General features: G+C 69.9%; 24 protein-coding genes. 7 read left to right on the top strand and 17 right to left on the bottom strand.

Annotation, left to right across the window (positions count from 1 at the left end):
• The first annotated feature begins 31 nt into the window (after positions 1 to 31).
• A complete protein-coding gene (locus ACFW16_RS13600) occupies positions 32 to 850 on the top strand; it encodes an arylamine N-acetyltransferase (RefSeq protein WP_380305716.1) in 819 nt (272 codons plus the stop codon).
• On the opposite strand, the gene ACFW16_RS13595 is transcribed toward ACFW16_RS13600, so the two are convergent.
• The gene (locus ACFW16_RS13595; protein WP_380305714.1) at positions 834 to 2,210 is read right to left on the bottom strand and encodes an Nramp family divalent metal transporter; all 1,377 of its coding nucleotides are present in this window, start codon (positions 2,208 to 2,210) and stop codon (positions 834 to 836) included. The genes ACFW16_RS13600 and ACFW16_RS13595 overlap by 17 nt on opposite strands.
• Positions 2,211 to 2,439: 229 nt before the next feature.
• Here ACFW16_RS13595 and mntR point away from each other — a divergent pair, with 229 nt between their 5' ends.
• Complete coding sequence (gene mntR / locus ACFW16_RS13590; protein ID WP_225770744.1) at positions 2,440 to 2,874, top strand: manganese-binding transcriptional regulator MntR; 435 nt, start codon at positions 2,440 to 2,442, stop codon at positions 2,872 to 2,874.
• A gap of 198 nt (positions 2,875 to 3,072) precedes the next feature.
• Entirely contained in the window at positions 3,073 to 4,935 is a 1,863-nt protein-coding gene (locus tag ACFW16_RS13585; protein ID WP_380305711.1) for a calcium-binding protein, read from the top strand.
• Here ACFW16_RS13585 and zapE read toward each other — a convergent pair whose 3' ends face one another.
• The 10 genes from zapE to ACFW16_RS13535 all read right to left on the bottom strand — a co-directional run bounded on the left by zapE (position 4,936) and on the right by ACFW16_RS13535 (position 14,116).
• A complete protein-coding gene (gene zapE / locus ACFW16_RS13580; RefSeq protein WP_380305709.1) occupies positions 4,936 to 6,102 on the bottom strand; it encodes a cell division protein ZapE in 1,167 nt (388 codons plus the stop codon). It lies immediately after the preceding gene.
• Positions 6,103 to 6,211: 109 nt separating this feature from the next.
• Entirely contained in the window at positions 6,212 to 6,412 is a 201-nt protein-coding gene (locus tag ACFW16_RS13575) for a DUF433 domain-containing protein (protein WP_380305707.1), read from the bottom strand.
• A 29-nt stretch (positions 6,413 to 6,441) separates the two neighbouring features.
• Positions 6,442 to 7,233 (bottom strand): GNAT family N-acetyltransferase, encoded by a 792-nt coding sequence (locus tag ACFW16_RS13570; protein WP_380305705.1) that lies wholly within the window; start codon positions 7,231 to 7,233, stop codon positions 6,442 to 6,444.
• Entirely contained in the window at positions 7,230 to 8,642 is a 1,413-nt protein-coding gene (locus ACFW16_RS13565) for a homospermidine synthase (RefSeq protein ID WP_380305703.1), read from the bottom strand. Before ACFW16_RS13565 ends, ACFW16_RS13570 begins: the two co-directional genes overlap by 4 nt.
• A 143-nt stretch (positions 8,643 to 8,785) precedes the next feature.
• Positions 8,786 to 9,568 carry a succinate dehydrogenase iron-sulfur subunit gene (locus ACFW16_RS13560; protein ID WP_380305701.1) on the bottom strand — a complete coding sequence of 261 codons (783 nt, stop codon included), beginning with the start codon at positions 9,566 to 9,568 and terminating at the stop codon, positions 8,786 to 8,788.
• Positions 9,569 to 9,575: 7 nt separating this feature from the next.
• Positions 9,576 to 11,366: a succinate dehydrogenase flavoprotein subunit gene (gene sdhA / locus ACFW16_RS13555; protein WP_380305699.1), complete on the bottom strand. Its 1,791-nt coding sequence runs from the start codon at positions 11,364 to 11,366 to the stop codon at positions 9,576 to 9,578.
• Positions 11,367 to 11,370: 4 nt separating this feature from the next.
• Positions 11,371 to 11,766: a succinate dehydrogenase, hydrophobic membrane anchor protein gene (gene sdhD / locus ACFW16_RS13550; protein WP_380305697.1), complete on the bottom strand. Its 396-nt coding sequence runs from the start codon at positions 11,764 to 11,766 to the stop codon at positions 11,371 to 11,373.
• The gene (sdhC, locus tag ACFW16_RS13545; protein WP_380305695.1) at positions 11,766 to 12,173 is read right to left on the bottom strand and encodes a succinate dehydrogenase, cytochrome b556 subunit; all 408 of its coding nucleotides are present in this window, start codon (positions 12,171 to 12,173) and stop codon (positions 11,766 to 11,768) included. The genes sdhD and sdhC overlap by 1 nt, the downstream gene beginning before the upstream one ends.
• A 172-nt stretch (positions 12,174 to 12,345) precedes the next feature.
• Positions 12,346 to 13,218, bottom strand: a complete 873-nt coding sequence (locus ACFW16_RS13540; protein WP_380305693.1) for an HpcH/HpaI aldolase/citrate lyase family protein — start codon at positions 13,216 to 13,218, stop codon at positions 12,346 to 12,348.
• Positions 13,219 to 13,528: 310 nt separating this feature from the next.
• A complete protein-coding gene (locus ACFW16_RS13535) occupies positions 13,529 to 14,116 on the bottom strand; it encodes a TlpA family protein disulfide reductase (RefSeq protein ID WP_380305691.1) in 588 nt (195 codons plus the stop codon).
• A gap of 14 nt (positions 14,117 to 14,130) precedes the next feature.
• On the opposite strand from ACFW16_RS13535, the gene argH reads away from it, so the two are divergent.
• The 4 genes from argH to ACFW16_RS13515 all read left to right on the top strand — a co-directional run bounded on the left by argH (position 14,131) and on the right by ACFW16_RS13515 (position 20,464).
• Entirely contained in the window at positions 14,131 to 15,555 is a 1,425-nt protein-coding gene (gene argH, locus ACFW16_RS13530) for an argininosuccinate lyase (protein ID WP_380305689.1), read from the top strand.
• Positions 15,556 to 15,688: 133 nt separating this feature from the next.
• Entirely contained in the window at positions 15,689 to 16,951 is a 1,263-nt protein-coding gene (lysA, locus tag ACFW16_RS13525; RefSeq protein ID WP_380305688.1) for a diaminopimelate decarboxylase, read from the top strand.
• Positions 16,952 to 16,971: 20 nt separating this feature from the next.
• Positions 16,972 to 19,464, top strand: coding sequence for a TIGR02302 family protein (locus tag ACFW16_RS13520; RefSeq protein ID WP_380305687.1), 2,493 nt, complete (start codon positions 16,972 to 16,974; stop codon positions 19,462 to 19,464).
• Between the two features lie 31 nt (positions 19,465 to 19,495).
• A complete protein-coding gene (locus ACFW16_RS13515; protein WP_380305686.1) occupies positions 19,496 to 20,464 on the top strand; it encodes a threonine/serine dehydratase in 969 nt (322 codons plus the stop codon).
• Positions 20,465 to 20,474: 10 nt separating this feature from the next.
• Here ACFW16_RS13515 and ACFW16_RS13510 read toward each other — a convergent pair whose 3' ends face one another.
• From ACFW16_RS13510 to ACFW16_RS13485, 6 genes are read right to left on the bottom strand one after another with little or no spacing between them, the layout of a single operon-like run.
• Entirely contained in the window at positions 20,475 to 21,095 is a 621-nt protein-coding gene (locus ACFW16_RS13510) for a cupin domain-containing protein (RefSeq protein WP_380305685.1), read from the bottom strand.
• Between the two features lie 21 nt (positions 21,096 to 21,116).
• On the bottom strand, positions 21,117 to 22,760 hold the full coding sequence (locus ACFW16_RS13505; protein WP_380305683.1) for a phytoene desaturase family protein: 1,644 nt from the start codon (positions 22,758 to 22,760) through the stop codon (positions 21,117 to 21,119).
• Between the two features lie 8 nt (positions 22,761 to 22,768).
• Complete coding sequence (locus tag ACFW16_RS13500; protein ID WP_380305681.1) at positions 22,769 to 23,851, bottom strand: aromatic ring-hydroxylating dioxygenase subunit alpha; 1,083 nt, start codon at positions 23,849 to 23,851, stop codon at positions 22,769 to 22,771.
• Positions 23,848 to 24,645 (bottom strand): ABC transporter permease, encoded by a 798-nt coding sequence (locus ACFW16_RS13495; RefSeq protein ID WP_380305679.1) that lies wholly within the window; start codon positions 24,643 to 24,645, stop codon positions 23,848 to 23,850. The genes ACFW16_RS13500 and ACFW16_RS13495 overlap by 4 nt, the downstream gene beginning before the upstream one ends.
• The gene (locus ACFW16_RS13490; protein ID WP_380305677.1) at positions 24,645 to 25,526 is read right to left on the bottom strand and encodes an ABC transporter permease; all 882 of its coding nucleotides are present in this window, start codon (positions 25,524 to 25,526) and stop codon (positions 24,645 to 24,647) included. Before ACFW16_RS13490 ends, ACFW16_RS13495 begins: the two co-directional genes overlap by 1 nt.
• 3 nt (positions 25,527 to 25,529) lie before the next feature.
• Entirely contained in the window at positions 25,530 to 26,636 is a 1,107-nt protein-coding gene (locus tag ACFW16_RS13485; RefSeq protein ID WP_380305675.1) for an extracellular solute-binding protein, read from the bottom strand.
• Between the last annotated feature and the right edge of the window lie 17 nt (positions 26,637 to 26,653).

Raw genomic sequence — 26,653 nt, 5'->3', positions numbered from 1 at the left:
CTCCGCAGGCTGCGGCAGGGGGAGGGCCGCCATGACCGACAGCTTCGATCTCGACGCCTATCTGCGCCGCATCGGCCATGACGGGCCGGTGGCGCCGGATCTGGCGACGCTGCAGGCACTGGTGTTCGACCACGCCTGCACCATCCCGTTCGAGAATCTCGACCCCGTCCTGGGCCGGGCGCCGTTGCTCGACTCTGCGTCGCTGCAGCGCAAGCTGGTGCGGGGCGGCCGCGGCGGCTACTGCTTCGAGCAGAACCTGCTGCTGCGCCGGGCGCTGCTGGCCATCGGCTTCCGCGTGGCGGCCCATACCGCCCGGGTGCTGTGGGGCCAGCCGGAGGATCATGTCGGCCCGCGCAGCCACATGCTGCTGCGGGTCGATCTCGACGACGGGCCGCGGATCGTCGATGTCGGCTTCGGCGGCCAGACCCTGACCGGCGTGCTGCGCCTCGAGCCCGGCATTGAGCAGCCGACCCCGCACGAGCCCTTCCGGCTGCTGCCGGCCGGCGGCGATCTCAAGCTGCAGGCGAAGGCCGGGGGCGAATGGCGGTCGCTGTACCGCTTCGACCTGCAGGAGCAGTGGCCGGTCGATTACGAGGCGGCGAACTGGTACCTCGCCACCCATCCCGAATCCCATTTCGTCACCGGGCTGATCGTCGCCCGGCCGCAGCCCGGCAGCCGCCACGCCCTGCGCAACGTCGATTACGCCGTGCACCGGCTGGACGGCGGCACCGAGCGCCGGACCCTCGCGGACGCGGCCGAGGTGACATCCGTGCTGGCCGAGGTGTTCGGCCTGGCACTGCCGGACGGGCTCGACCAGGCCCTGGCGCGGCTGCTCACGCCGCCCCGGTGACCCAGTCGAACAGCAGCTTGACGTTCAGCACGATGATCACCGCCGAAACCGCCCAGGCGGTCCATTTCAGCCAGGCCGGGTTGGCGAAGCCGCCCATCTTGGTCCGGTCGCTGGTGAAGGCGACCAGCGGCACCACGGCGAAGGGCAGCTGCAGGCTCAGCACCACCTGGCTCAGCACCAGCAGATGGGCGGTGCCGCTCTCGCCGTAGAGCGCGGTGACGATCACCGTCGGCACGATGGCGATGCCGCGGGTGATCAGCCGCCGCAGCCAGGGCTTCAGCCGGATCGAGAGGAACCCCTCCATCACGATCTGGCCGGCCAGGGTCGCCGTCAGGGTCGAGTTCTGGCCGGAAGCCAGCAGCGCCACGGCGAACAGCGTGCTGGCGATGCCGACGCCCAGCACCGGCGCCAGCAGCTGGTACGCGTCCTGGATCTCGGCCACCTCGGTCCGGCCGGTGGTGTGGAAGGCGGCGGCGGCCAGGATCAGGATCGCGGCGTTGATGAACAGGGCGAACATCAGCGCCACGGTCGAATCGATGGTGGCGTAGCGGATCGCCTCGCGCCGGCCTGTCTCGGTCCGGTCATAGGCCCGGGTCTGCACGATCGAGGAATGCAGATAGAGGTTATGCGGCATCACCGTCGCCCCGATGATGCCGATGGCGATGTACAGCATCGCCGGGTTGGTGACGATCTCGGGCGAGGGCAGGAAGCCGCGGGCGATCTCGGCGATCGCCGGCTGGGCCAGGATCAGCTCGACCAGGAAACAGCCGGCGATGATCAGCATCAGGCCGACGATGAAGGCCTCCAGATGCCGGAAGCCGCGATTCTGCAGGTACAGCACCACCATGACGTCGAGCGCGGTCAGCACCACGCCCCACAACAGCGGGATGCCGAACAGCAGCTGCAGCGCGATCGCGGTGCCGATCACCTCGGCCAGATCGCAGGCCACGATTGCGACCTCGCAGAGCAGCCACAGGGCCAGGGCGACCGGCCGGGAATAGTGGTCGCGGCAAGCCTGGGCCAGGTCGCGCCCGGTGACGATGCCCAGCTTGGCGGACAAGGCCTGCAGCAGGATCGCCATCACGTTCGACAGCAGGATCACCGACAGCAGCGTGTAGCCGAAGGCCGAGCCGCCGGCCAGGTCGGTCGCCCAGTTGCCCGGGTCCATGTAGCCGACGGCGACGAGGTAGCCGGGGCCGACGAAGGCAAACAGCTTGCGCAGCCAGCCCACGCCCTTCGGCACGACGATGCTGCGATGCACCTCGGGCAGGCTCGGGGCCGACGGTTCCGTGCGCCAGCCTGAGCCGGCGGCGCTGCCCTGCTGGGCGATCTCCTGGGCGGCGATGTCGCTTCTCATCATGCGCGCTCGTCTCTCTCCGCTGCCGCGCGGCGGCCGGGTCGTTGCTCGATCGATTTCCCCTTCTCCTGTATAATGTAGCCACGGCTAAATTCTTGGCAAGCGTCATCACCTTGTCATTTTCCGATCAGCCGGTATGATGCGCCGCAACCGCGCCGGCCTCAGGGACGCAGCACCGCGGTCCCGACGTATCAATGGAGCCGGAAGGCGTTCGGCTCCGAAGGAAGACGAGATGACGGAACAGGATCGCCCGACCGACACCGGGCTCCAGGCCGCGGGGTTCAGCCGGGTGCGCCAGGCCCGGCAGACCGAGACGGCGGAAGATTATGTCGAGATGATCGCCGAGCTGATCGACAGCCAGGGCGAGGCGCGGATCGTCGAGCTGGCCGAGCGATTCGGGGTGGCCCATGCCACGGTGAACAAGACCATCGCCCGGCTGCAGCGCGAAGGGCTGGTCAGCGCCCGGCCATACCGTTCGATCTTCCTGACCGACGCCGGGCGCGAGATGGCCGATTCCTGCCGCCGGCGCCACCGCATCGTGGTCGAGTTCCTGAAATCGATCGGGGTCAGCGACGAGGCGGCGGAGATCGATGCCGAGGGCATCGAGCACCATGTCAGCGCCGAGACCCTGGCCGCCTTCGAGCGCCTGGTGGTGCTGAAGAGCTAGCCGGGACGTCAGCCGGCGTCCCCTGCTGGCGACAGGATGCCGGTCATGGCCGGGCGCCGAATCGAGCCGAATTGCGCATCCTGAGCCGAATTGGTTCCTCCCGCCTCGTCCGTTCGGATGACGCGCCGTCCCGCGCGATGTGATGGCATGCGCCGGCTTCGCGCATAGGGCACCGCGCGCATAGGCTCGGAGGGTGGAATGGCAACTCGGATTTTTGCAGGGAACACGGTCAGCTCCGGAATCCCGGGCAATCTCGCAGTCGACGAAAGCGTCTTCGTCGCAGCCGGCGCGGTGGTCGGATCGACCGACAGCACGGCCATTCATGGGACAGGCAGCCACAGGGCGATCGTCCAGGGCACCGTCTTCGGTGATGTCTCCGGCATCCAGCTGGCCCAAGGCGTGGTCGACGTCGCCGTGGGCGCCTATGTCGGGGGGTATTACGGCGTGGCGATGGGCGACCGCGGCGTGCTCGACAACCACGGCACGATCTGGGGCGAGCTGATTGCTGTGGAGATCGGCGGTTCCCCTTTCAACCCCGACCCGACCCTCGGCGGGTGGACGATCGAGAATACGGGGCTGATCGAGAGTGCCGGCCTTGCAGGCGTCCGGCGCCATGACGGCTCCATAGAGACGATCAAGATCAGGAACAGCGGCGTGATCTCCGGCGACTACGCCTATCAGGGAGACACCGGCGACGGCATCGACGTGATCGTCAACACCGGGAGGATGGAGGGCAGCGTCATCCTCGGCTCCGGCGACGATCTCTATGACGGCCATGCCGGACGGCTCGACGGAGGGGTGTCCGGCGGCGACGGCAACGACCGGATCCTGTGCGCGGCCGGCGACAACGACATCGACGGCGGCGCGGGCATCGACTTCATGCAGGGCGGGGCCGGCAACGACCGCTATACCGTCGACACCGCCCGGGACACGGTCGACGAGAGCGTCGCCGGGTCGGGGGGGATCGACACGGTCATCGCGTATTTCAGCTTCAGCCTGATCGCTTCCGCCTATCTGCGCGGAGCGATCGAAAACCTGCAGCTCGGTCCGGGGAACATCAACGGCACCGGCAACGCGCTCGCCAACCAGCTGGTCGGCTTCACCGGAAACAACGTGCTCGACGGCGGGGCCGGGGCCGACACCATGATCGGCTATGTCGGCAACGACACCTATGTGGTCGACAACGCCGGCGACGTGGTCGACGAGAGCTTCACCGGCTCGAACGGCATCGACACGGTGCGCTCGACGATTAGCTTCAGCCTGGCCAACACGACAGCCGTGCGAGGGGCCGTGGAGAATCTGACGCTGCTCGGCAGCGCCAATCTCAACGGCACCGGTAACGCCCTGGCCAATCAGCTGGTCGGCAACGCCGGCGCCAACACGCTGAGCGGCCTGGCCGGCAACGACACGCTCCAGGGCGGCGGCGGGGCCGACCGGCTGGACGGCGGCGCCGGCAACGACATCCTCCGGGGTGAGGCCGGCGCCGACACGCTGATCGGCGGTACCGGCATCGACACGGCGAGCTACTACACCGCATCGGCCGGTGTCGCGGTCAATCTCGCCTCCGGCACCGGCAGCGGCGGCGACGCCCAGGGCGATACCCTGAGCGATATCGAGAATCTCGCGGGCAGCCGGTTCAACGACAGCCTGATCGGCAACACCAACGCCAACGCGCTGCACGGCGGAGACGGCAACGACGCGCTGGTCGGGGCAGGGGGGGCCGATGCGATGACCGGCGGCGCCGGGGCGGACCGCTTCGTCTACGGCTCCGCGGCCCAGAGCCTGACGGGCGCCGGCGCCGACCGGATCGCCGATTTCAGCCATGCCCAGGGCGACCGCGTCGACTTGTCGGCGATCGACGCGAACACGGCGGCCGCCGGCAACCAGGCCTTCGGCTTCATCGGCACCGCCACCTACACCGGCGTCGCGGGCCAGCTCCGCTATGCCGTGAGCGGCGGCGTCACCACCATCGCCGGCGACCTCGACGGCGACCGGACCTCTGATTTCGCCATCACGCTCACCGGCGCGATCAGCCTCGTGGCCGGCGACTTCGTGCTGTAGCTACGCGGCCTTGCGCGCCTCGACATACTCGGCCGACTGCATCTCCATCAGCCGGCTCTCGGTGCGGGCGAATTCCAGCGCCTGGCTGTCGCCGGCATAGAGTTGGGTGACCGGCACCTCGGCCGCGATCACCACCCGGCGGCGGGCCTCGTACAGGCTGTCGATCAGCACGATGAAGCGCTTCATCTCATGGCGCTTCGCCTCGGCGAAGCGCGGCACGCCCTCGATGATCACGGTGTGGAAGGCGTCGGCCAGGGTCAGGTAGTCGGCGGCGCCGAGCGGCCGGGCGCACAGCGCGTCGAAGTCGCACCAGGCCACGCCCCTGGCGGCGCGCGGCACCTCGAGCGTGCGGTTGCCGGGGACGGACAGGGTGACGGGGGCACCCTCGGCGTCGTCGGTCAGGTCGGCGAAGAGATCGGCCAGGGCCCGGTGCGCCATCGCGCCGAGCGGTGAATGGTAGACCGGCCGGCCGCGCAGCCGGTCCAGGCGATAGTCCCGGCCGCCGTCCAGCTGCACCACCTCCAGCTTCTTCTTGATCATGGCGATGAAGGGCAGGAAGCGGTCGCGCTGCAGCCCGTCCTTGTACAGCTCGTCCGGCGCCCAGTTCGAGGTCGCGACCACGATCACGCCGAGCCCGAACAGCGCCTGGAACAGCCGGCCCAGGATCATGGCATCGGCGATGTCGACGACATGGAACTCGTCGAAGCACAAGAGCCAGGCCTCGCCGGCGATGCGGCGAGCCAAAGGAGGGATCGGATCGGCGCTATCACCTTCGGCCGAGGCGCCGGACCGGCGCCATTCATGGATGCGCTGATGCACCTCGAGCATGAAGGCGTTGAAATGCACCCGTCGCTTCTTCGGGACCGGCGTCGTCTCGAAGAACAGGTCCATCAGCATGGACTTGCCGCGCCCGACGCCGCCCCAGAAGTACAGGCCACGCGGCGGGTCGACCACCGGCGCCTTCTTCCGGCCGAAGCCGAGGCGGGACAGCAGGCCGTTCCCGTTGTTCTCGGGCTCGGGCGGGGTGTAGCTGCGCAGCTGCCGGTGCAGCCGCTGCAGCTTCTCGACCGCCGCGGCCTGGGCGGGGTCGGGCCGCAAGGCGCCGTCGGCGATCCGGCGGCGGTAGAGGGCAAGCGGCTCGTCGTCTTGCGCTGCAACATCGGGCATGGCGAGCGTGCTTAACCCAAGCTCCGGCGAAATGCCAGACAAGGCGGTGCATCCCTGGCCTGACCCGGCGGCGCGTCAGGCTGCGCGCAGGTCCAGCTGCACCCGGCGCTCAGGCCAGTCGAGCGGCATAGAGCAACGCCTGCATGACGTCCTCGCGGTCCAGATAGGGATAGTCGGCGAGGATCTCGTCGATGCTGTGTCCAGCAACTATCTGGCCGACGATCATGCCGACGGTGACCCGCATCCCGCGGATGCAGGCCTTTCCCCTCATCACCTCGGGCTGTTGGGTAATGCGGTCCAGCGGTTCCATAGCGCTTTCCATCTCGGCACCGGTCAACGCTAGCACGGCGCGCTGTATCGGGCCGCGCGCAGGTCCAGTTGCACCCGGCGCTCGATCAGGGCGAAGCCGGCGCGTTCATAGACCCGGCAGGCGGCCGGGTTGAGGTCGTTGGTGGCCAGCAGCGCTGTCGCCACACCTTCGGCCTGCAGCGCGGTCAGCAGGCCGGCCAGCACCCGTCCGGCCAGCCCCTCGCCGCGGCGGGCGGGATCGACCAGGAAGTTGCCGATCATCGCCCGGTGGCCGGCGCGGACGATGGCGCCGCCGGCGGCGACCGGGCGGCCGTCCTCGACGATGGCGACGAAGGGCAGATCCAGCATCCAGGCGGAGAACACCGTTGCCGGATAGTGCTCGGCGTAGAAGCGGTGCAGCGGCTCCAGCCCGCCCGGTCCCATCCGCCGGCAGGCGGGATCCGGCTGCGGGAGATCGGCGAGGAGGCGGGCATAGAAGCGCAGCCCGTCCTCCAGCGCCAGCCGGTCGCCGCAGGCCGGGCGCAGCCGATCCGCCTCGCCCGGCGTCAGATGCAGCTCCAGCGGCCGCGGATCGGCTATCAGCGACAGAAGGGCGGCGTCGCTGACGCTGCCGATCGGGGTGTAGATCGACAGCCCGTCGAAATCGATGCCAAGGATCGCGCCGTCCGGCTCCAGCAGCACCGACCGGCTGCGGTCGCCCGCGGCCGCGGCATCGAGCGCCGCGTCCCAGTACAGCGCGAAGACCGGATGCCCGGCCACCAGGGCGCCGACCCGCGCCCGCTGCTCGCGGGACAGGCCGGCGACCGGGCGGAAGGCGGTCACACCACCCGGATGTTCTTGAACTGCCAGGGGTCCTCGGGGTCGATGTCCTCGGGGAACAGCTTGCCGCGCCCCTCCAGCGGGTTCCAGTCGGTGAAGGCTCCGGCCAGCTCGCCGAGATAGGGGCGGGCCACCTCGAGCACCCGCTCGTGGTCCATCTCCTCGGGCTCGACCAGCCCGCGGTCCGGATTCTCGATCGCCCAGACCAAGCCGGCCAGCACGGCCGAGGTCACCTGCAGGCTGGTGGCGTTGTTGTGCGGCGCCAGCTCGCGCGCCTCACCGATGGTCAGGCGCGAGCCGTACCAATAGGCGCCCTTGGCATGGCCGGCCAGCAGCACGCCCAGCTCGTCCATGCCCTCGGTGATCTCGTCCATCATCAGCCGCTTGTTCGGCTGCAGCTCGTAGTTGCGGCCGGCGAATTCGTGCACCGACAGCACCGCGTCGTCGGACGGGTGGTAGGCGTAGTGCACGGTCGGCCGGTACTCCGGCTGGGCGCCCGAGCCGACGGTCAGGTAGTCGGCCAGCGAGATCGCCTCGTTGTGGGTGATCAGGAAGCCGTGGATCGGCCCGGCCAGCGGGGTCCAGGTCCGCACCCGGGTGGCGGCGCCGGGGCGGGCCAGCCAGATCGCCGCCTGCGATCCCGCGACGTGGCGGTTGCCGTCGGCCGGAAAGTGGCGCTCATGGCTGCCCCAGCCCAGCTCGGCCGGCTGGCAGCCCTCGCCGACGAAGCCGTCGATCGACCAGGTGTTGACGAACTCGCCGGGCTTCTTCGGGAAGCGCGCCACCTGGGTGTCGCGCTCGGCGACATGGATGACCTTCACGCCCAGCGTCCGGGCCAGGCCGGCCCAGCCGGCGCGGTCGGCCGGCACCGGCGGCTCGAACCCGGTCGCGGCGGCGATGTCGAGCAGCGCCCGCTTGACGAAATGGGAGACCAGGCCGGGATTGGCGCCATGGGTCAGCACCGCGGTCGGCGTGCCCGGGCTGCGGCCCAGCGCCAGCGCTGCCTCGCGCAGTGCATAGTTCGACCGGTCGGCCGGGCCGAGGCTGGGATCGGTGTAGCCGCCGAGCCAGGGCTCGACGCAGGTGTCGATGTAGAGCGCGCCGCGCTCCCGCGCCAGCTCGATCAGGGCCACCGAGGAGACGTCGACCGAAAGGTTGACCAGGGCGTCGCCCGGGCCGAGCAGCGGTTCGAGCAGTGTCCGATAATTGCTGCGGGTGACCGGTTCCAGGATGAAGCGGACGCCGTAGAGTTCCGCCTCCTTCTGGCCTCTCGTCTCCGCCGTCACGATGGTGACGCGGTCGGAGGTCAGGGTCAGGTGCCGCAGCAGCAGCGGCAGCACGCCCTGGCCGATCGAGCCGAAACCGACCATCAGGATGCGGCCGGCAAAGGGTGTGCGCGCGGGTTTTGCCATTTAGAAGGACACTCCTCGAGTGTGTTGCGTGCAGGATCGCTCCGTGAGGTGGGCAAGCCTTGGTCAGGCTGGGCGGTTGATAAGAAAAAAGCGCCGGGGTCACCAGCGCTTTTTTGTGACGTTTTACTGCGGGGTGACGCAGGTCAGCCGGCGCGTTCCAGCATCAGCTTCTTGATCTCGCCGATCGCCTTGGCGGGATTCAGGCCCTTCGGGCAGGTCTTGGTGCAGTTCATGATGGTGTGGCAGCGGTAGAGGCGGAACGGGTCCTCCAGCGCGTCCAGCCGCTCGCCGGTCATCTCGTCCCGGCTGTCGGCGATCCAGCGATAGGCCTGCAGCAGCACCGCCGGGCCCAGATACTTGTCGCCGTTCCACCAGTAGCTCGGGCAGCTGGTGGTGCAGCAGAAGCACAGGATGCACTCGTAGAGGCCATCCAGCTTCTCGCGCTCCTCCGGGCTCTGCCGGCGCTCGCGGTCGGGCGGCGGCGGGCTCTCGGCCTGCAGCCAGGGCTTGATCGACGCGTATTGCGCGTAGATGTGGGTCAACTCCGGCACCAGGTCCTTCACCACCGGCATGTGCGGCAGCGGGTAGATCCTGACGTCGCCCTGGACCTCCTCGATCGGCTTGAGGCAGGCCAGCGTGTTGGTGCCGTCGATGTTCATCGCGCAGGACCCGCAGATGCCCTCGCGGCAGGAGCGCCGGAAGGTCAGGGTCGAGTCGATGTCGTTCTTGATGTGGATGATGGCGTCCAGGACCATCGGCCCGCAGCGCGCCAGGTCGATCTCGTAGGTGTCGAGCCGCGGATTCTCGTCGGTGTCCGGGTCCCAGCGATAGATCTTGAAGGTCCGCGGCTTCTTGATCTCGCCGGGGACCCGCACGGTCTTGCCGGGCTGGACCTTGGAATTGCGGGGCAGGGTGAATTCGGCCATGTCGTCCTCAGTACACCCGCGCCTTGGGCGGGAAGCTCTGGACCTCGTTGGTCATCGGCTGGAGATGGACCGGGCGGTAGTCGATGCGGGTCTTGCCGGCCTCGTCGATCCAGACGACGCTGTGCTTCATCCAGTTGACGTCGTCGCGGTCCGGGAAATCCTCGCGGGCATGGGCGCCGCGGCTCTCCTCGCGGTTGACGCCGGAGCGGATGGTGGTCACGGCGTTGATCATCAGGTTCTCGAGCTCCAGCGTCTCCACCAGGTCCGAGTTCCAGATCAGCGACTTGTCGTCGACGCCCAGGCCCTTCTGCTTGTCCCAGGTGACGTCCATCTTCTCGCAGCCCTCGGCCAGGGTCTGGCCGGTGCGGAAGACGGCGGCGTCGTTCTGCATCGTCCGCTGCATCTCCAGGCGCAGGTCGGCGGTCCGGATCTCCTGCTTGCCATGGCGCACGCGGTCCAGCCGGTTCAGCGCGAACTGGCCGGCATCGGCCGGCACCGGCTTGTGCGTCTGGCCTGGCTTGATCAGCTCGGCGCAGCGGATGGCGGCGGCGCGGCCGAACACGACGAGGTCGAGCAGGGAGTTCGAGCCCAGCCGGTTGGCGCCGTGCACCGAGACGCAGGCGGCCTCGCCGATCGCCATCAGCCCCGGCACCACGCGGTTCGGGTCCTCCGCCGTCGGGTTGACCACCTCGCAATGCACGTTGGTCGGCACGCCGCCCATGTTGTAGTGCACCGTCGGCAGGACCGGGATCGGCTCCTTGGTCACGTCGACGCCGGCGAAGATCTTGGCGCTCTCGGCGATGCCGGGCAGGCGGTGGTGGATGATGTCGGCGTCGAGATGCTCGACATGCAGGTGGATGTGGTCGTTGTTCGGGCCGACGCCGCGGCCCTCGCGGATCTCGATCGTCATCGACCGGCTGACCACGTCGCGCGATGCCAGGTCCTTGGCCGAGGGGGCATAGCGCTCCATGAAGCGCTCACCCTCGGAATTGGTCAGGTAGCCGCCCTCGCCGCGCACGCCCTCGGTGATCAGGCACCCGGCGCCATAGATCCCGGTCGGGTGGAACTGCACGAACTCCATATCCTGCAGCGGCAGGCCGGCGCGGGCCGCCATGGCGCCGCCGTCGCCGGTGCAGGTGTGGGCCGAGGTGCAGGAGAAATAGGCGCGGCCGTAGCCGCCGGTCGCCAGCACCGTCTGGTGGCCGAAGAAACGGTGGATCGTGCCGTCGTCCAGGTTCCAGGCGACGACGCCGCGGCAGGCGCCTTCCTCGTCCATGATCAGGTCGATGGCGAAGTACTCGACGAAGAACTCCGCCTCGTGCTTCAGCGCCTGCTGGTACAGCGTGTGCAGCATGGCGTGGCCGGTGCGGTCGGCCGCGGCGCAGGTGCGGTAGGCGCGGCCCTTGCCGTATTCGGTGGTCATGCCGCCGAAGGCGCGCTGGTAGATCTTGCCCTCCTCCGTGCGGCTGAAGGGCATGCCGTAATGCTCGAGCTCGATGATCGCCGGGATCGCCTCGCGGCACATGTACTCGATCGCGTCCTGGTCGCCGAGCCAGTCGGAGCCCTTGACGGTGTCGTACATGTGCCAGCGCCAGTCGTCCGGCCCCATGTTGCCGAGCGCGGCGGAGACGCCGCCCTGGGCGGCGACGGTGTGGCTGCGGGTCGGGAAGACCTTGGTGATGCAGGCGGTCTTCAGCCCTTTCTCGGCCATGCCGAAGGTGGCGCGAAGGCCCGCGCCGCCGCCGCCCACCACGACGACGTCGTAGTAGTGATCGATGAAGGTGTAGGAGGCAGGCATGGGGTTACCCCAGGATGGCGATCTTGAGGACGGAGACGGTCATCGCCGCCCCCAGGAACAGGGCCAGGCCCTTGGTCGCCAGGTCGGCGACCAGCTTGGTGTGGTGGCCGTGGACATAGTCCTCATAGACCTCGGTCAGGCCGTTGGCGGCGTGATGCAGGCCGATGGCGATGAACAGGATGAACAGGGCGGCGTTGACCGGATGGGCCAGCCAGGCCCGGACCTCCGGCAGCGGCGATCCCAGATGGGCGATCACCGCGATCACGAACCAGATGGTCAGCGGGATCAGCGCCAGCGCCGTGACGCGCAGGCCGCGCCAATGGGCGAAGCCGGACTTGGCGGAGCCGAGACCGCGGGCATGGGCCAGCGGGGTGCGGAGCGAGGTGTTCTTGGTCGTCATCACCACACCACCAGGCCGATGATCCAGGCCAGCACGGTCAAGACCGCGGTGGCGATCAGCACGGCGTAGCCGGTCTTGTGCATGGTCGGCAGGTCGTAGCCCCAGCCGGCGTCCCAGGCCAGGTGCCGGATGCCGGCGCAGAGATGGTAGAACAGCGCCACCGTCCAGCCGAACAGCATCAGGAGGCCGAGCCAGGAGCCGAGGAACCACTGCGCCGCTTCGAAGGCCTCCGGGCCGGCGGCCGCGGCGATCACCCACCAGGCCAGGAGCAGGGTGCCGATGGAGAGGGCGATGCCGGTGCCGCGATGGAAGATCGAGAGCGCGCTCGAGATCTGCGGACGGTAGATCTGCAGATGGGGCGACAGGGGCCTCGGCCGTTTCTGAGGAACTGCCTCGGAGGCGGACATGCGGAATTTACTCCGATGCGCAAATGGGCATCAGGCACGGGCGCGCCTGTCGCGATCGAGCCTGAAAGGGTCGGGAGTGACTTACGCGCCGCACTGCAGCAAGTCAACGAACAGGCCAATTATTTCAAGCAGATGAGAGCCGTTCGCAACTGGGCCCGGGCGGGCCGCAACGCTAGGTGCCGCCGCGGTCCGCGATAGCGCGGTGCATCGCCACCACCCGCTCCGCATCGCTGACATGCAGCGCCTCGACCAGCCGGCCGTCGACGACCGTGACGCCCTGGCCGGCCTCCAGGGCCGCGGCATGGGCGGCGATCACCCGCAACGCGGTCTCCACCGCCTCCATGCTCGGCGCGAAGGCGGCGTTGGCGGCGGCGATGGTCCTCGGGTGGATCAGCGACTTGCCGTCGAAGCCCAGCGCCGCGCCCTGGCGGCACGACTCGGCGAAGCCAGCCTCGTCCTCGAGATCGAGATGCACCCCGTCGATCACCGCCAGGCCGTGGGCGCGGCCGGCCAGGAGGCAGAGGCCGAGCGCGGTCAGCAGCGGCTGCCGCCCCGGCTCGTGTGCGGCCCGCAGGTCCTTGGCCAGGTCCGAGGTGCCGAGGATGAATCCCGCCAGACGGGCGGAGGAGCCGGCGATGGCGGCGGCGTTGAGCACGCCGAGCGGCGTCTCGATCATGCACCACAGCGCCAGGCTGTCCGGCGCGCCGCCGGCTCTTAGCGCCGCTTCGGCGGCCTTCACGGTCTCCGGCCGCTCGACCTTGGACAGGACAACGCCGTGGGCGCCGCTGCCGGCCAGGGCGGCCAGGTCGTCCGTCCCCCAGGGCGTGTCGGCGGCGTTGGCGCGGACCAGCACCTCGCGCGGTCCCCAGCCGCCGGCCCGGACCGCGGCCACGACGCGCTCGCGCGCCGCTACCTTGGCGTCCGGCGCGACCGCGTCCTCCAGGTCCAGAATCAGCCCGTCCGCGTCCAGGGTGCGCGCCTTGTCCAGCGCGCGCGGGTTCGAGCCGGGGACGTAGAGCAGCGAGCGGCGGGGGCGGATGGTCATGAGCGGCCTTCGGTTCTCGACCCCCTATTTGTCATTGCCGAGCTTGACCCGGCAATCCAGAAGGTCTCGACGCTCTCTGGATGCCCGGGTCAAGCCCAGGCATGACAGCAAGGGGAGCTGTTGCCGGCGCGCAGCGTACCGTGAAATCGCACCCGTGACCGCGGTCACAGTGAATTCACGGAAGGAGGCGTAGACATGATCCCGGGCCTTGAGCCCGAGGACAGGACCATGTTGCTTCGCACCATCATCTGGGTTTACGGCGTCATGCTGCTGATCGGCTTCTACATGGGCTCGACGCCGATCTGAGCCGTCAGGCCGACCCGGCCTTCCCGCGATCGAGATAGAAGCGCAGCAGCGCGACCGAGCTGTCGTCGTCCCATTCGGCGGCGCCCTCCTGCCGGCCCACCACGGTGCCGTCGCGGTCGACCAGCAGCGTCGTCGGCAGGCCGCGGGCGCCGAACTGCGCCGGCGACCGGCCGCCGGGATCGAGATAGGCCGCCAGCGCCCCGATTTTGTTCTGGGCGAAGAATGGCTGCACCTTGGCCAGCCCCTCGCGGTCGATCGACAGCGCCAGCACGGTGAAGTCGGCCCCGCCCAGCTTCGCCTGCAGCCGGTCCAGCGCCGGCATCTCCTTGACGCAGGGGGCGCACCAGGTCGCCCACAGATTGACCAGCACCACCTTGCCCTTGAAGTCGGCGAGACGAAGGGTGTTGCCCGCGGCGTCGGAGAAGGTAATCTCCGGTGCCGGCTCAGGCCGGTCGGCCAGGACGAAGCTGGCGACGGTGCCGCCCAGGGGCGGCCGGCCCTGCGGGGTCCGCAGCGTCCACCAGGCCGCGCCCGCCGCCAGCAGCAGCGCCAGGCCGGCCGCGCCCGCGGCGATCGTTGCTCTCTTCCTCATCCGGTCCGCACCCCATGTCCGATCCGACCCAGCCTGCCACCCCCGTCGTGCCCGATAAAGGCACCAATCCCATGTGGGGCGGCCGCTTCGCCGCCGGCCCGGCCGCGATCATGGAGCGGATCAACGCCTCGATCGGCTTCGACCGCAAGCTCTGGGCGCAGGACATCGCCGGGTCGCGCGCTCATGTCGCAATGCTCGCCGCCCAGGGCATCGTGTCCGCCGAGGATGCGGCCGCGATCGACCGCGGACTGGAACAGATCGCCGGCGAGATCGCCGAGGGCAAGTTCGAGTTCAAGACCTCGCTCGAGGATATCCACTTCAATGTGGAGTCGCGGCTGGCCGAGATCATCGGCCCGGCCGCCGGGCGGCTGCACACGGCGCGCAGCCGCAACGACCAGGTGGCGACCGATTTCCGCCTGTGGGTGCGCGACGCCTTCGACCGGCTGGAGCAGGGGCTGCAGGCGCTGCAGGCGGCGCTGATCGGCCAGGCCGGGCAGCACGCCGACACCATCCTGCCCGGCTTCACCCATCTGCAGGTGGCGCAGCCGGTTACCTTCGGCCATCACCTGCTGGCCTATGTCGAGATGCTGGGCCGCGACCGCAGCCGCGTCGCCGATGCCCGCGCCCGGGCCGATGAATGCCCGCTCGGCGCCGCCGCCCTGGCCGGCACGCCCTTCCCGATCGACCGGCACATGACCGCCAAGGCGCTGGGCTTCGACCGGCCGACCGCCAACTCGCTCGACAGCGTGTCGGACCGCGACTTCGCGCTCGACTACCTCGCCACCGCCGGCATCTGCGCCATGCACCTGTCGCGGCTGGCGGAGGAGATCGTGTTCTGGTCGACCCCGCAGTTCCGCTTCGTGCGCCTGTCCGACGGCTTCTCGACCGGGTCGTCGATCATGCCGCAGAAGCGCAACCCGGACGCGGCGGAGCTGGTGCGCGGCAAGACCGGCCGGGTGTTCGGCAGCCTCGGCGCGTTGCTGACCGTGATGAAGGGCCTGCCCCTGACCTACCAGAAGGACATGCAGGAGGATAAGGAGCCGGTCTTCGACGCCGACGACACGCTGATGCTGTGCCTGGCCGCGATGACCGGCATGGTCGAGAGCTGGACCGTCAATGCCGAGGCGATGCGCCGGGCCACCGAGGCCGGCTTCCCGACCGCGACCGACCTGGCCGACTGGCTGGTACGCAGCCTGGGCGTCCCGTTCCGCGAGGCGCACCACATCACCGGCCATCTGGTGAAGCTGGCGGAGGACAAGGGCTGCCGCCTGTCCGACCTGCCTCTGGCCGAGATGCAGGCGGTCCATCCCGGCATCACCGACGCCGTCTACGCCGTGCTGACCGCCGAGGCCTCGGTCGCCAGCCGCAAGAGCTACGGCGGCACCGCGCCCGACCGGGTGCGCGAGGCCGTCCAAGCCGCAAAGGAGCGTTTCCTATGAGATCAGCCGTCATCCTGAGGCTGCTCCTCGCCGTCACCCTCGGGTGCGGCCTCGTCGCCTGCGGCAAGAAAGCGGCTTCGGTCAGCGCCCCCGACAGCAAGACCTCCGCCTATCCACGAGGCTACCCAAGCACATGACCGCCTTCGCCTATCGTGACGGCGCCCTCTTCGCCGAGGATGTCGACCTCGCCGCCGTGGCCGCCGAGGTCGGCACGCCGGCCTATGTCTATTCGACCGCGGCGCTGGTCGCGAACACCCTTGCCTATGTGGACGCCCTGGCCGGGCTGCCGATCGCGGTCTGCTTCGCCGCCAAGGCCAATTCCAACCTTGCCGTGCTGCGCACCCTGGTGCAGCAGGGCGCCGGGATCGACGTGGTCTCGACCGGCGAGATGAGGCGGGCGCTGGCCGCCGGCTGCCCGCCCGACCGCATCGTCTTCTCCGGTGTCGGCAAGACTGTGGAGGATCTGGAAGCGGCCCTCTTGGCCGGCATCCACCAGATCAACGTGGAATCGCTGCAGGAGCTGGAGCTGCTGTCGCAGGTCGCGGTGCGGCTGCGGCGCGATGCGGTGGTCGCCTTCCGGGTGAACCCCGACGTCGACGCCAAGACCCACACCAAGATCTCGACCGGCCGCAAGGGCGACAAGTTCGGCATCGAGCTCGAGGACGCGGCCGTGGCGTATGAGCGGGCGCGGGCCTTGCCCGGCGTCCAGCCGGTCGGCATCGCCGCCCATATCGGCAGCCAGCTGCTCGACCTGTCGCCCTATCGCGACGCCTATCGCCGCCTGGCCGAGCTGGTGCGCGACCTGCGCGCCGCCGGCCATGTGGTCGAGCGGCTCGATCTCGGCGGCGGCATCGGCATCTCCTACAGGGGCGACCCGGCGCCGGCGCTGGCCGACTACGCCCGCATCGTGCGCGAGACGGTGGGCGACCTCGGCTGCCGGCTGATGTGCGAGCCGGGCCGGTCGATCTGCGGCGATGCCGGCGTCCTATTGTCGCGGGTGATCTTCATCAAGCCGGGGCGGACGCGGAATTTCGTGATCCTCGACGCGGCGATGAACGACCTGATCCGGCCGGCGATGTACGACGCCTGGCACGGCATCGTGCCGCTGCGCCAGCCGGCGGAAGGCGCGGCCGAGGCCGAGTTCGACGTGGTCGGCCCGGTCTGCGAGAGCAGCGACACCTTCGCCAAGGCCCGGTCCCTGCCGCCGCTGGCCGCCGGCGACCTCGTCGCCTTCACCGGCGCCGGGGCCTATGGCGCGGTGATGGCCTCGACCTACAACACCCGGCCGCTGGTGCCGGAGGTGCTGGTCGACAAGGATCGATTTGCTATCGTCAGAAAACGGCCCACATTTGAAGAGATGGTCGCCGGGGAGAGCCTGCCGCCCTGGCTGGACTGACGGAAGGCGTAGGAGGAGAGGTGGCCCGCAGCCCGACCGAGGCCCCCAGGACGACCGAGCCGGCCGAGCCGCGCGTCAAGATCGCGCTGGCATGGCTGGCCGCGGCCTGGGAGGCGGCGTGGCGCGCTGCCTGGCCAATCGCCACCGTGCTCGGCGCCTTTCTCGTCCTCGCCGGGTTCGACCTGCTGCCCGACCTGCCGGGCTGGCTGCACGCCCTGATCCTGGTCGCCCTCGCCGCGGCGCTGGTCCTCGCCAGCCGGCCGCTGTGGCGGCTGCGCCTGCCTGATGGCCTCGCGGCGCGGCGCCGGCTGGAGCGCGACAGCGGCATCGAGCATCGGCCGCTCACCGGCCTGCGCGACACCCAGGCCACCGGCACTTCCGACCCGCTCAGCCGCGTGCTGTGGCAGCGCCACCTGGCCCAGCGCGCGGCCCAGCTGCGCCTGCTCAAGCCCCGCCTGCCGCGGCCGCGCAACGCCGAGGCCGACCGCTTCGCCCTGCGCGGCCTGGTGGTGATCGGGCTGATCCTGGCCGTGGTCGCCGCCGGCGACGACTGGCGGGGACGGCTCGGCCGGGCGTTCTCACCCGGGCTGTTCGGCGCCACCGCCGCCACCGCGCCGCGGCTCGACCTGTTCGTCACCCCGCCCTCCTACACCGGCCGGCCGCCGATCTATCTCACCGCCGGGCAGGTGGCCGCGCCCGGCCAGCCGGCGCCCGGGCCGGTCGAGATCCCGGTCGGCAGTGCCCTGGTCGGCCGGGTCGCCGGCGGCGACGAGGTCCCGACCCTCAGCCTCGCCGGCAGCGACACCGCCTTCACCCCGATCGAGGGCGGCAACTATGAGCTGCAGGCCAAGGTGACCGGCGGCGACCGGCTCAGCGTCAGCCAGGACGGGACGGTGCTGGGCGACTGGCCGGTGAAGGTGCTGCCCGACGCGCCGCCGACCGTCGCCTTCACCGACAAGCCGAAGCCGACCGAGCGCCAGGCGCTGCGGATCGACGCCACCGCCGGCGACGATTACGGCATCGCCACCCTGACCGCGACCATCACTCTGGCGCCGGGCGCGCCCGCGGTGCTGGACCAGACGCCGATGACCATCCCGCTCTCGGTGCCGGGCCGCTGGCCGCGCGAGGTCAAGACCACCTCCTACCAGGACCTGACGCCGCATGCCTGGGCCGGGCAGGCGGCCGATATCGTGCTGACCGCGACCGACGCGGCCGGGCAGACCGCCAGAACGGCGCCGGAGCGGGCGACGCTGCCGGAGCGCGAGTTCCACCACCCCGTGGCCCGCGCCATCATCGAGCAGCGCCGGATCCTGACCCTGCAGCCGGACCAGTCGGAAAGCGTGGCCGAGACGCTGGACATGCTGTCGCAGCGGCCGGACCGCTACTATGACGACCGGGTGGTGTTCCTGGCGCTGCGCACCGCCGCCCGGCGGCTGTTCTTCGCCGAGGACCCGAAGCCGCACGTAGGTCCCCTGCGCGACCTGTTGTGGGACACCGCGCTCAGGATCGAGGACGGCGACATGTCGCTGGCCGAGCGGTCGCTGCGCGAGGCGCAGCAGCGCCTGGCCGATGCGCTGGAGCGCGGTGCCAGCGACGAGGAGATCAAGCAGCTCACCGACGAGCTGCGCCGGGCGATGGACCGCTACCTGCAGGCGATGGCCGAGCAGATGCGAGACAAGATGCAGCGCGGCGAGCTGAGCGAGATGCCGCTGCCGCCGGACGCCCAGGTCATGGACCGGAAGCAGTTCCAGGACATGATCGACCGGATGCAGCAGCTGTCCGAATCCGGCGCAAAGGACCAGGCGCGGGAGCTTCTGTCCCAGATGCAGAACATGATGGAAAACCTGCGCATGGGGCAGATGAACCAGCAGCAGGCCGAGGCGCAGCAGCGCGCCATGAACATGCTGAAGGACCTGCAGAAGCTGACCAACGCGCAGCGCCAGCTGCTCGACCAGACGTTCCGCCAGCAGCAGGCGCAGGAGGGTGGCGAGCAGGGCGACCCCTCGCAACAGCAGCCGCAGGACGGCACGCCGGAGCAGAACGCCCAGACCCAGGAAGCGCTGCGCCGGGCGCTGGGCGAGCTGATGCGCGAGCTGGGCGACATGAGCGGCGACATCCCGATGCCGCTCGGCCGGGCCGAACGGGCGATGAAGCAGGCGGGCGATGCCCTGGCCCAGGGCGACCCCGGCGGCGCCGTGCCGTCGCAGACCGAGGCGCTGGACCAGCTGCAGCAGGGGCTGCAGGGCATGGCGCAGCAGATGATGGAGGCCATGGGCGCCCAGCCGGGCATGGCCGGCCGCGCCCAGAACGGACAGAATTTCGAGAACCAGGATCCGCTGGGCCGGCCGATGACCAACAGCGGCGGCACCACCGACGGCGATGTCGGCCTGCCGACCAAGTTCGACACCGAGCGCGCCCGCGCCATCCTCGACGAGTTGCGCCAGCGGCTGAACGACCGCTCGCGCCCGCCGCCGGAACGGGATTATATCGAAAGGCTGCTGCGCCAGTTCTGAGCGCGGCTTTTCCGCCAGGACGAGGATTCCCGTGACGGCGATCACGCTCGAGACGATCCGCGAGGCGCGCGCCCGCATCGCGCCCTATGTGCTGCGCACCCCGACCCTGCCGCGCGGGCCGCTGGGCAGCCTGCTGGGGCTGCCGGTGGTGACGAAGCTGGAGCTGCTGCAGCATGGCGGCTCGTTCAAGGCGCGCGGCGCCTTCAATGCCATGCTCAGCCTGGGCGAGGCCGAGCGGGCGGCCGGTGTGGTCGCGGTCTCCGGTGGCAACCACGCCCTCGGCGTCGCCTATGCGGCCCGGGTGCTGGGCCTGAACGCCACGCTGATCATGCCGTCCGTGACGCCGGAGAACTACGTCGCCGGCACCCGTGCCGAAGGGGCGGAAGTGGTGCTGGTCTCCGACATCGCCGCAGCCTTCGCCGAGGCCGAGCGCCAGGCGGCGGCCGGCCGCACTTTGATCCACCCCTTCGACGACCCGCGCGTGATCTCCGGCCAGGGCACGATGGGGCTGGAGCTCCTGGAGGACGCGCCGGACATCACCGACATCATCGCTTCGATCGGGGGCGGCGGCATGATCTCCGGCGTCATCACCGCGGTGAAGGCGCTGCGGCCGGAGATCCGGATCTGGGGCGTCGAGACCGAAGGCGCCGACGCCATGAGCCAGGCCCTGGCCGCCGGCAAGCCGGTGCGCCTGCCGGCCGTCACCTCGATCTCCACCACCCTCGGCGCGCCCTCGGTCTCCGAGCGCACCCTCGCCATCGTGCGCGACGTAGTGGAGGAGGTGCTGGTGGTGCCGGATGCCGAGGCCGTGCGCGGCGTGCAGATCCTGGCCGAGCAGGCCAAGGTGGTGACCGAGCCGGCGGCCGGCTGCACCCTGGCCGCGGCGCTGCGGCTGAAGGACCGGCTGCCGCGCGACGCGCGGGTGGCGCTGATCCTGTGCGGCGGCAACGTCTCGCTGGCCGATATCGAACGCTGGCGCGCCCGCTTCGGCATCGCCTGACCCGGCCGGCTCAGAAGCTGGGGGGTGTGATCGCCCAGATCACCTGGGTGATGCCGGGGCCGGGGTTGCGGTAGCGGTGCGGCCGGGTGCTGGCCAGGGCGAAGCTGTCGCCGGCGCCGAGCACGTAGAGCTTCTCGTCCACCCACAGCTCCAGCGCGCCGGACAGGATGAAGCCGGCCTCCTCGCCCTCATGGGTGTAGCTGTCCGGGCTGCCGGCGCCGGGCTGGATGGTGCACAACAGCAGCTCCAGCTTGCCGTCGAGGTTCGGCACCAGCAGCTCGTCGGTCAGGCCCAGCCCGCCCATGTCCAGCACCTTGCGCCGGCCGGCGCGGACCACGACGCGGTCCTCGTCGTCCCGTGGCGCGGGGTCGCGGAAGAACCAGCCGATGGTCACGCCCATGGCGCTGCTGATCAGCTGCAGCTGCCGGATGGTCGGCGTCGACAGCCCGCGCTCCACCTGCGACAGGTGCCCGACCGACAGGCCCGTGGTGGCGGCCAGCCTTGTCAGCGTCAGGCCGCGCTGCTGCCGCAGCTCGCGGATCTGCGGCCCGATCGTGTCGACCGGATCGCCGGAGGACGGATCGGAGTCCGCCGTCTGCAGTCCCGCATCGCTGTTCTCGCCTTCGGTCATGGCCCCACCTTCACGCCGGCCTCACGCCCGCCGGGCCTTGACGTCGCGCAGGATCTCGCGCGCGGCATTGTGGCCCGGGATGCCGGAGACGCCGCCGCCCGGATGCATCGACGAGCCGCAGATGTAAAGCCCCCGGAACGGCGTGCGGTAGTCGGCATAGCCGGAGACCGGGCGCTGGAAGAACAGCTGGTCGGTCGACAGCTCGCCATGGAAGATGTGGCCCTGCGGCAGCGCCACGATGCGCTCGATGTCCGGCGCCACCAGCAGCTGGGCCTCGATCACGTCATTGGAGAAGCCGGGCGCGTATTCCTCGATCGTGTCGAACACGGTCTTGCGGAACTTGTCCTTCTCCGTCGCCCAGTCGCCGCCCTTCAGCGTGTAGGGGGCGTGGCCGCCGAACAGGTTGACCACATGCTTGCCCGGCGGGGCCAGGCTGTCGTCGACGATGGTCGGCACCACCGGGGTCAGGAAGGGGCGGCTGGAGTACCAGCCGTATTTCGCGTCGTCATAGGCCCGTTCGAGATAGTCGATGTCGGGCGCGATGTGCATGTAGGTCGGATAGCTGAAATTGCCCAGCGCGCCGTCGGCCTTGACCTTGTCCAGGATCCGGTATTGCGGCGGCCGCTCGCAGGCGATGTTCATCTTGAAGGCGGTGGAGAAGCTGCGGTAGCCGCGGATCTCGCGCAGCACCTCCGCCGGCAGGTGCGCCTCGCCGATCATGTCGAGGTATAGGGTCTTCGCGCTGGCGTTGGAGACGATGATCCGGGCGGAATAGGTGTCGCCCTTGGTCGTGGTCACCGCGGTGGCGCGGTCGCCGGTCAGCCGCACCTCCTGGATCTCGGCCTCGGTGACATGGTCGACGCCGATGCTGCGGCCGTAGGAGGCGAGAGCCTGGGTGATCGCGCCCATGCCGCCCTTGATGAAGCCCCAGCCGCCGGCGCCCTCATGCTCGCCCATGATGTGGTGCATGATGACGTAGGCCGACCCCGGGGACTTCGGCCCGGCGAAGGTGCCGATCGAGGCGTAATAGGCGAGCACCGCCATCACCCGGTCGTCCTCGAACCATTCGCGCAGGAAGTCGTAGGCGCTCATGCTCAGCATGTCGGCGACGCGGTACATCCTGCGGCCGATCTTGCGGTGCCGCCACAGCAGGGACGCGCTGTCGCGGAAGCCGCGCCAGTCGCGCCGCGCGGGGTCGACCGGCGTCTCCCACAAGAGCTTGCGCACGATCTGCGCCGCCTCCTGCAGGTAGCGGTCGAACTCCGGATAGATCGCGGCGTCCTTCTTCGAGAATTTGGCGAAGCTGGCCTGGGTCTTGGCCATGTCGTCGGAGAAGACGATGTAGTCGTCGTTCGACACCGGCGAGACCATGTCGGAGCAGGGCAGCACCTGCAGCCCGTGCTTGGCCAGCTCGAAGTCGCGGATGATGCGCGGGTGCAAGAGGCTCATCAGGTAGGAGAAGATCGAGGCGCGGAAGCCGGGCGCGATCTCCTCCGTCACCGCGGCGCCGCCCAGGACGCGGCGGCGCTCCAGCACCAGCACCTTGAGGCCGGAGCGGGCCAGGTAGTTGGCGCAGACCAGGCCGTTGTGGCCGGCGCCGATGATGATGGCGTCGTAGCGCTTGGCCGCCGCCGTGCCATTGGGCTGGGAAGTCGTCGTGGTCATCGCTCTCTCTATTCGGCGGCGGCGCGGTGGGGCGGGGCAGGGTCGGCCATGCCGCGGCGGACCATGTCCTGGAAGGCGTGCACGGCGTGCTCGTGCTTCGGCGACAGCGGCCCGCGCTGGTAGATGCCGGCGTTCAGGTTGCGCTGCACCCCGGTGATGATGTCGAGATCCTCGCTGACGATCTGGGCCGACCATTCGGACGACTGGCGGTTCTCCGCCGCCTTCTCCGGCGAGACGTCGGTGAAGAAGTACCAGTTGACATGGCGCAGCCGGCCGGCGCCCAGCGGCTCCAGCGTCGCGATCGAGCTACCCCAGTCGTACAGGTTCAGCATCAGGAACGGGAAGCGGTAGAAATACACGCCGCGGGTCAGCCCGCCGTCCCGCTTCGGCGCGTGCAGGTGGAACATGCCGGCCTCGGCATGCACGTCGATGCTGTAGCGCTCCATGTCCAGCGAGGCGCAGAGGCCGGGATGCATGGTCCGGCAGTGGTAGCATTCGAGGTAGTTCTCGCCGTAGGTCTTCCAGTCGACCTCGCAGTCGCGATTCTTCTCGGCGAACCAGTGCTGCTGCTCCAGCGGATAGTCGGCGGCCAGGGCGTCGATCGGCCCCAGCCAGTCGCGCAGCCCCTCGCCCTCCGGCGCGATGCGCAGGAAGACCAAGCCGCGCCACTCCTCGGCGGCGATCCGGTACAGGCTCCATTCCTCCGGGTCGAAGGCGGGGGCGGAACCGAAATCCGGCGACCGCTTCAGCCTGCCGTCCAGCGCGTAGCTCCAGCTGTGATAGGGGCAGACCACCAGCCGCGGGCACTGGCCCTCCGGCTTGGTCAGCAGCTGGGCGCCGCGGTGGCGGCAGACATTGTGGAAGGCGCGCACCTGCCCGTCCTCGCCGCGGATGGCGAAGACCGGATAGCCGGCGACCGTGCCGGTGACGTAGTCGCCCGGATTGCGCAGCCGGCCGGACCAGGTGAAGAGCATCCAGTGCCGGGCGAAGATGCGCTGGCGTTCGGCCTCGTAGCGCTCCGGGTCGCGGTACCAGGCGGCCGGCAGGGTCCAGGTGAAGCCGTCCGGTGCGGCGGGGCTCGTCATCGTCATGGCGCAACCTCTCGGTCGGTCGCCGCCGGCTCGCGGCCGGCGCGCAGGATCTGAAGGACAACCAGCAGCAGGGTCAGGGCGAACAGCACCGTCGCCGCCGCCGCGATGGTCGGGTCCACCCGCTCGTTGATGCCGTCCCACATCTTGCGCGGCAGGGTGTAGACGGCGCGGGCGGCGATGAAGAGCGTGACCACGATCTCGTCCCAGGAGGTCAGGAAGGCGAAGACCCCGCCGGCCAGGATGCCGGGCAGGATCTGCGGCAGGATCACCCAGCGGATGGTCTGGGACTGGGAGGCGCCGAGCGAGCGCGACGCCTGGTCCTGGCGCGGGTCGACCGAGGCCAGCGCGGCCGAGACCGTGACCAGGACATAGGGCGCGGCCAGCAGCGTATGCGCCAGGATCACCCCGGCGAAGCTGTCGAGCAGCCCGATGCCGGCGAAGAAGCGGTAGAAGGCCAGCGCCGAGACCACCGGCGGCACGATCAGCGGCGCCAGAGCCAGCATCCGCGCGAACTCCCCCAGCGCCGAGGACAGCCGCCACAGCCCGATCGCCGCCAGCGTGCCCAGCGCCACCGACAGCGCGGTGACGGCGAGGCCGATGCCGAGACTCTGCAGCATCGCCGAGCGCCACTGCTCGTCGCCGAACAGCGTGCCGTAGTGCTGGAAGGAGATGCCGTCGGTCGGCAGCGACAGATAGCGGTTCGGCGTCACCGACAGCGGCATCGCCACCAGGGTCGGCAGCATCAGGAACAGCAGCACGGCCCAGCACAGGGCGACCAGGACGGACCAGCGCATCAGGCCCCTCCCCCGAACAGCCGGCGGACATCCACGACACGGGACAGCATGGCGATCAGCGCCAGGACCGACAGCAGCAGCACCGATGCCATCATGGTGCCGACGCCCCAGCGCACGGTCTGGAAGATCTGCAGCCGGACATACTCCGCGATCATCACCACCTTGCCGCCGCCGAGGATCGCGGGCGTCACCAGGAAGCCCAGCGACAGCACGAAGACCAGCAGGCCGGCGGCGAAGATGCCGGGCAGCGACAGCGGCAGGAACACGCGGGCGAAGGTGCGCAGCGGCCCGGCGCCGAGCGAGCGCGAGGCGGCGGCCAGGGCCGGGTCGATGCCCTTCATCCCGGCATAGAGCGGCAGCACGGCATAGGGCACCATGTAGTGCACCATACCGACCAGCACGCCGAACTCGTTGCGCACCAGCGGCAGCGGCTCGGTGATCAGGCCGAGCCCGGCCAGCGCCCCGTTCACCAGCCCCTCGCTGCGCAGCAGGGTCAGCCAGGCGAAGGCGCGGACCAGCACCGACACCCAGAACGGCACCAGCACGAAGGCGGTGATCCAGACCCGGTGCCGGGGCGAGGCGTGCAGCATGACATAGGCGACGAGGTAGCCGAGGGCCACGGCGCAGACCGTGGTCCAGGCGGCGATGCGGAAGGTGGTCCACAGCACCCGCTGCATGGCGCCGGAGTCCGCCAGCCGCTGGTAGTTGCCGAGGCCCGGCGCCGGGTCGGTGACGCTGATCCACAGGATGTTGGCCAGCGGCAGCAGGTACAAGAGCAGCAGCGCCGCCATCAACGGCAGCACCAACCCCCACGCCGACGCTGGCGTCCGGCGCCGGGCGACGGCTGGGGGTGCGCTGTCGAAGGCGGGGGCTGCCACCATCGCTCAGCTCGCGATCAGGTCGAGGAAGTCGTTCTGCACGGTGTCGTAGTTCTCGGCGTACCAGGCGCTGTCGATCGGGATCTGGCGCCGGTAGTTCGGCTCGTAGCCGCAATCGATCTTCTGCAGTTCGGGCGACAGGCTGGCGCTGGCGGTCGGGTTGGCCGGGCCGTTGCCGAGCAGTTTCAGGAGCTCGACCTGCCGCTCGGGATTCTGGGTCGAGGCGATGAAGTCGAACACCGCCGGGCCGGCCGGGTTCTTCACCAGCACCGGCAGCACGCCGGGGGCGACGATGCCGTGGTCCCAGGTCCAGGTGATCTTGCCGCCGGAATCCCGGTCCAGCACCGAGGCGCGGGTGCACCAGATCGGCCCCATCGTCACCTCGCCCTCGCGGAACAGCTGCTGGCTTTCCGCCCCGCCGCCCCACAGCAGGAACTGGTCGCGGTTGTCCTTGATGACGGCGAAGGCTCGTCTGACGTCGAGCGGGTACAGCTTGTCCGGCTCGACCCCGGAGCCGAGCAGCACCGCCTCCAGCGACCCGACCAGCCATTTGTAGATCGCGCGCTTGCCCGGGAAGTCCTTGAAGTTCAGGTAGTCCTTGAAGCCGTTCGGCACCTTGCCGCCGGTCTTCTCCAGGCTATACGCGTTGACGGTCGAGTACATGTAGGTGGCGCAGCCGTATTCGAACACGAATTCCGGCCGCACCTTGGACTTGTCGACCTTGGAGTAGTCGTAGGGTTGGATCAGCCCCTGCTTGCTGAGGATCGGCAGGTAGAAGCCGTCGGCGTCGGTGCAGTCCCACACCACATTGCCGCTGTCGATCATCGCCTTGATCGCGCCCGGCGTCGGCTCGGCGCCCAGCACCGTCACCTTGAGGCCGCTGTCCTTGGTGAAGGGGTCGCCCCAGGCCTTGCCCCAGGCCGGCACGGCGTCGCCGCCGAAATTGACCACCACCACCTCCTGCGCCGCGGCCTTGGCCGGGCCGGAGACGAGCAGCGGCACGACGCCGAGCGCGCCGAGCACGGCCAGGAAGCCGCGCCGGTCGATGTGTCCGTCCGCGAACCGCTCCGCCGCGATGGCCGCGAGATCCGCGCGATACCGTGATGCCGTCATTGGAACCCCCTGTCTGT

The sequence above is a fragment of the Inquilinus sp. NPDC058860 genome (assembly GCF_042743185.1).
In the GTDB taxonomy this organism is placed as follows: domain Bacteria; phylum Pseudomonadota; class Alphaproteobacteria; order DSM-16000; family Inquilinaceae; genus Inquilinus.
Note: the sequence above shows the minus strand (reverse complement) of the source record. Positions and strands in the feature narration are given on the sequence as shown.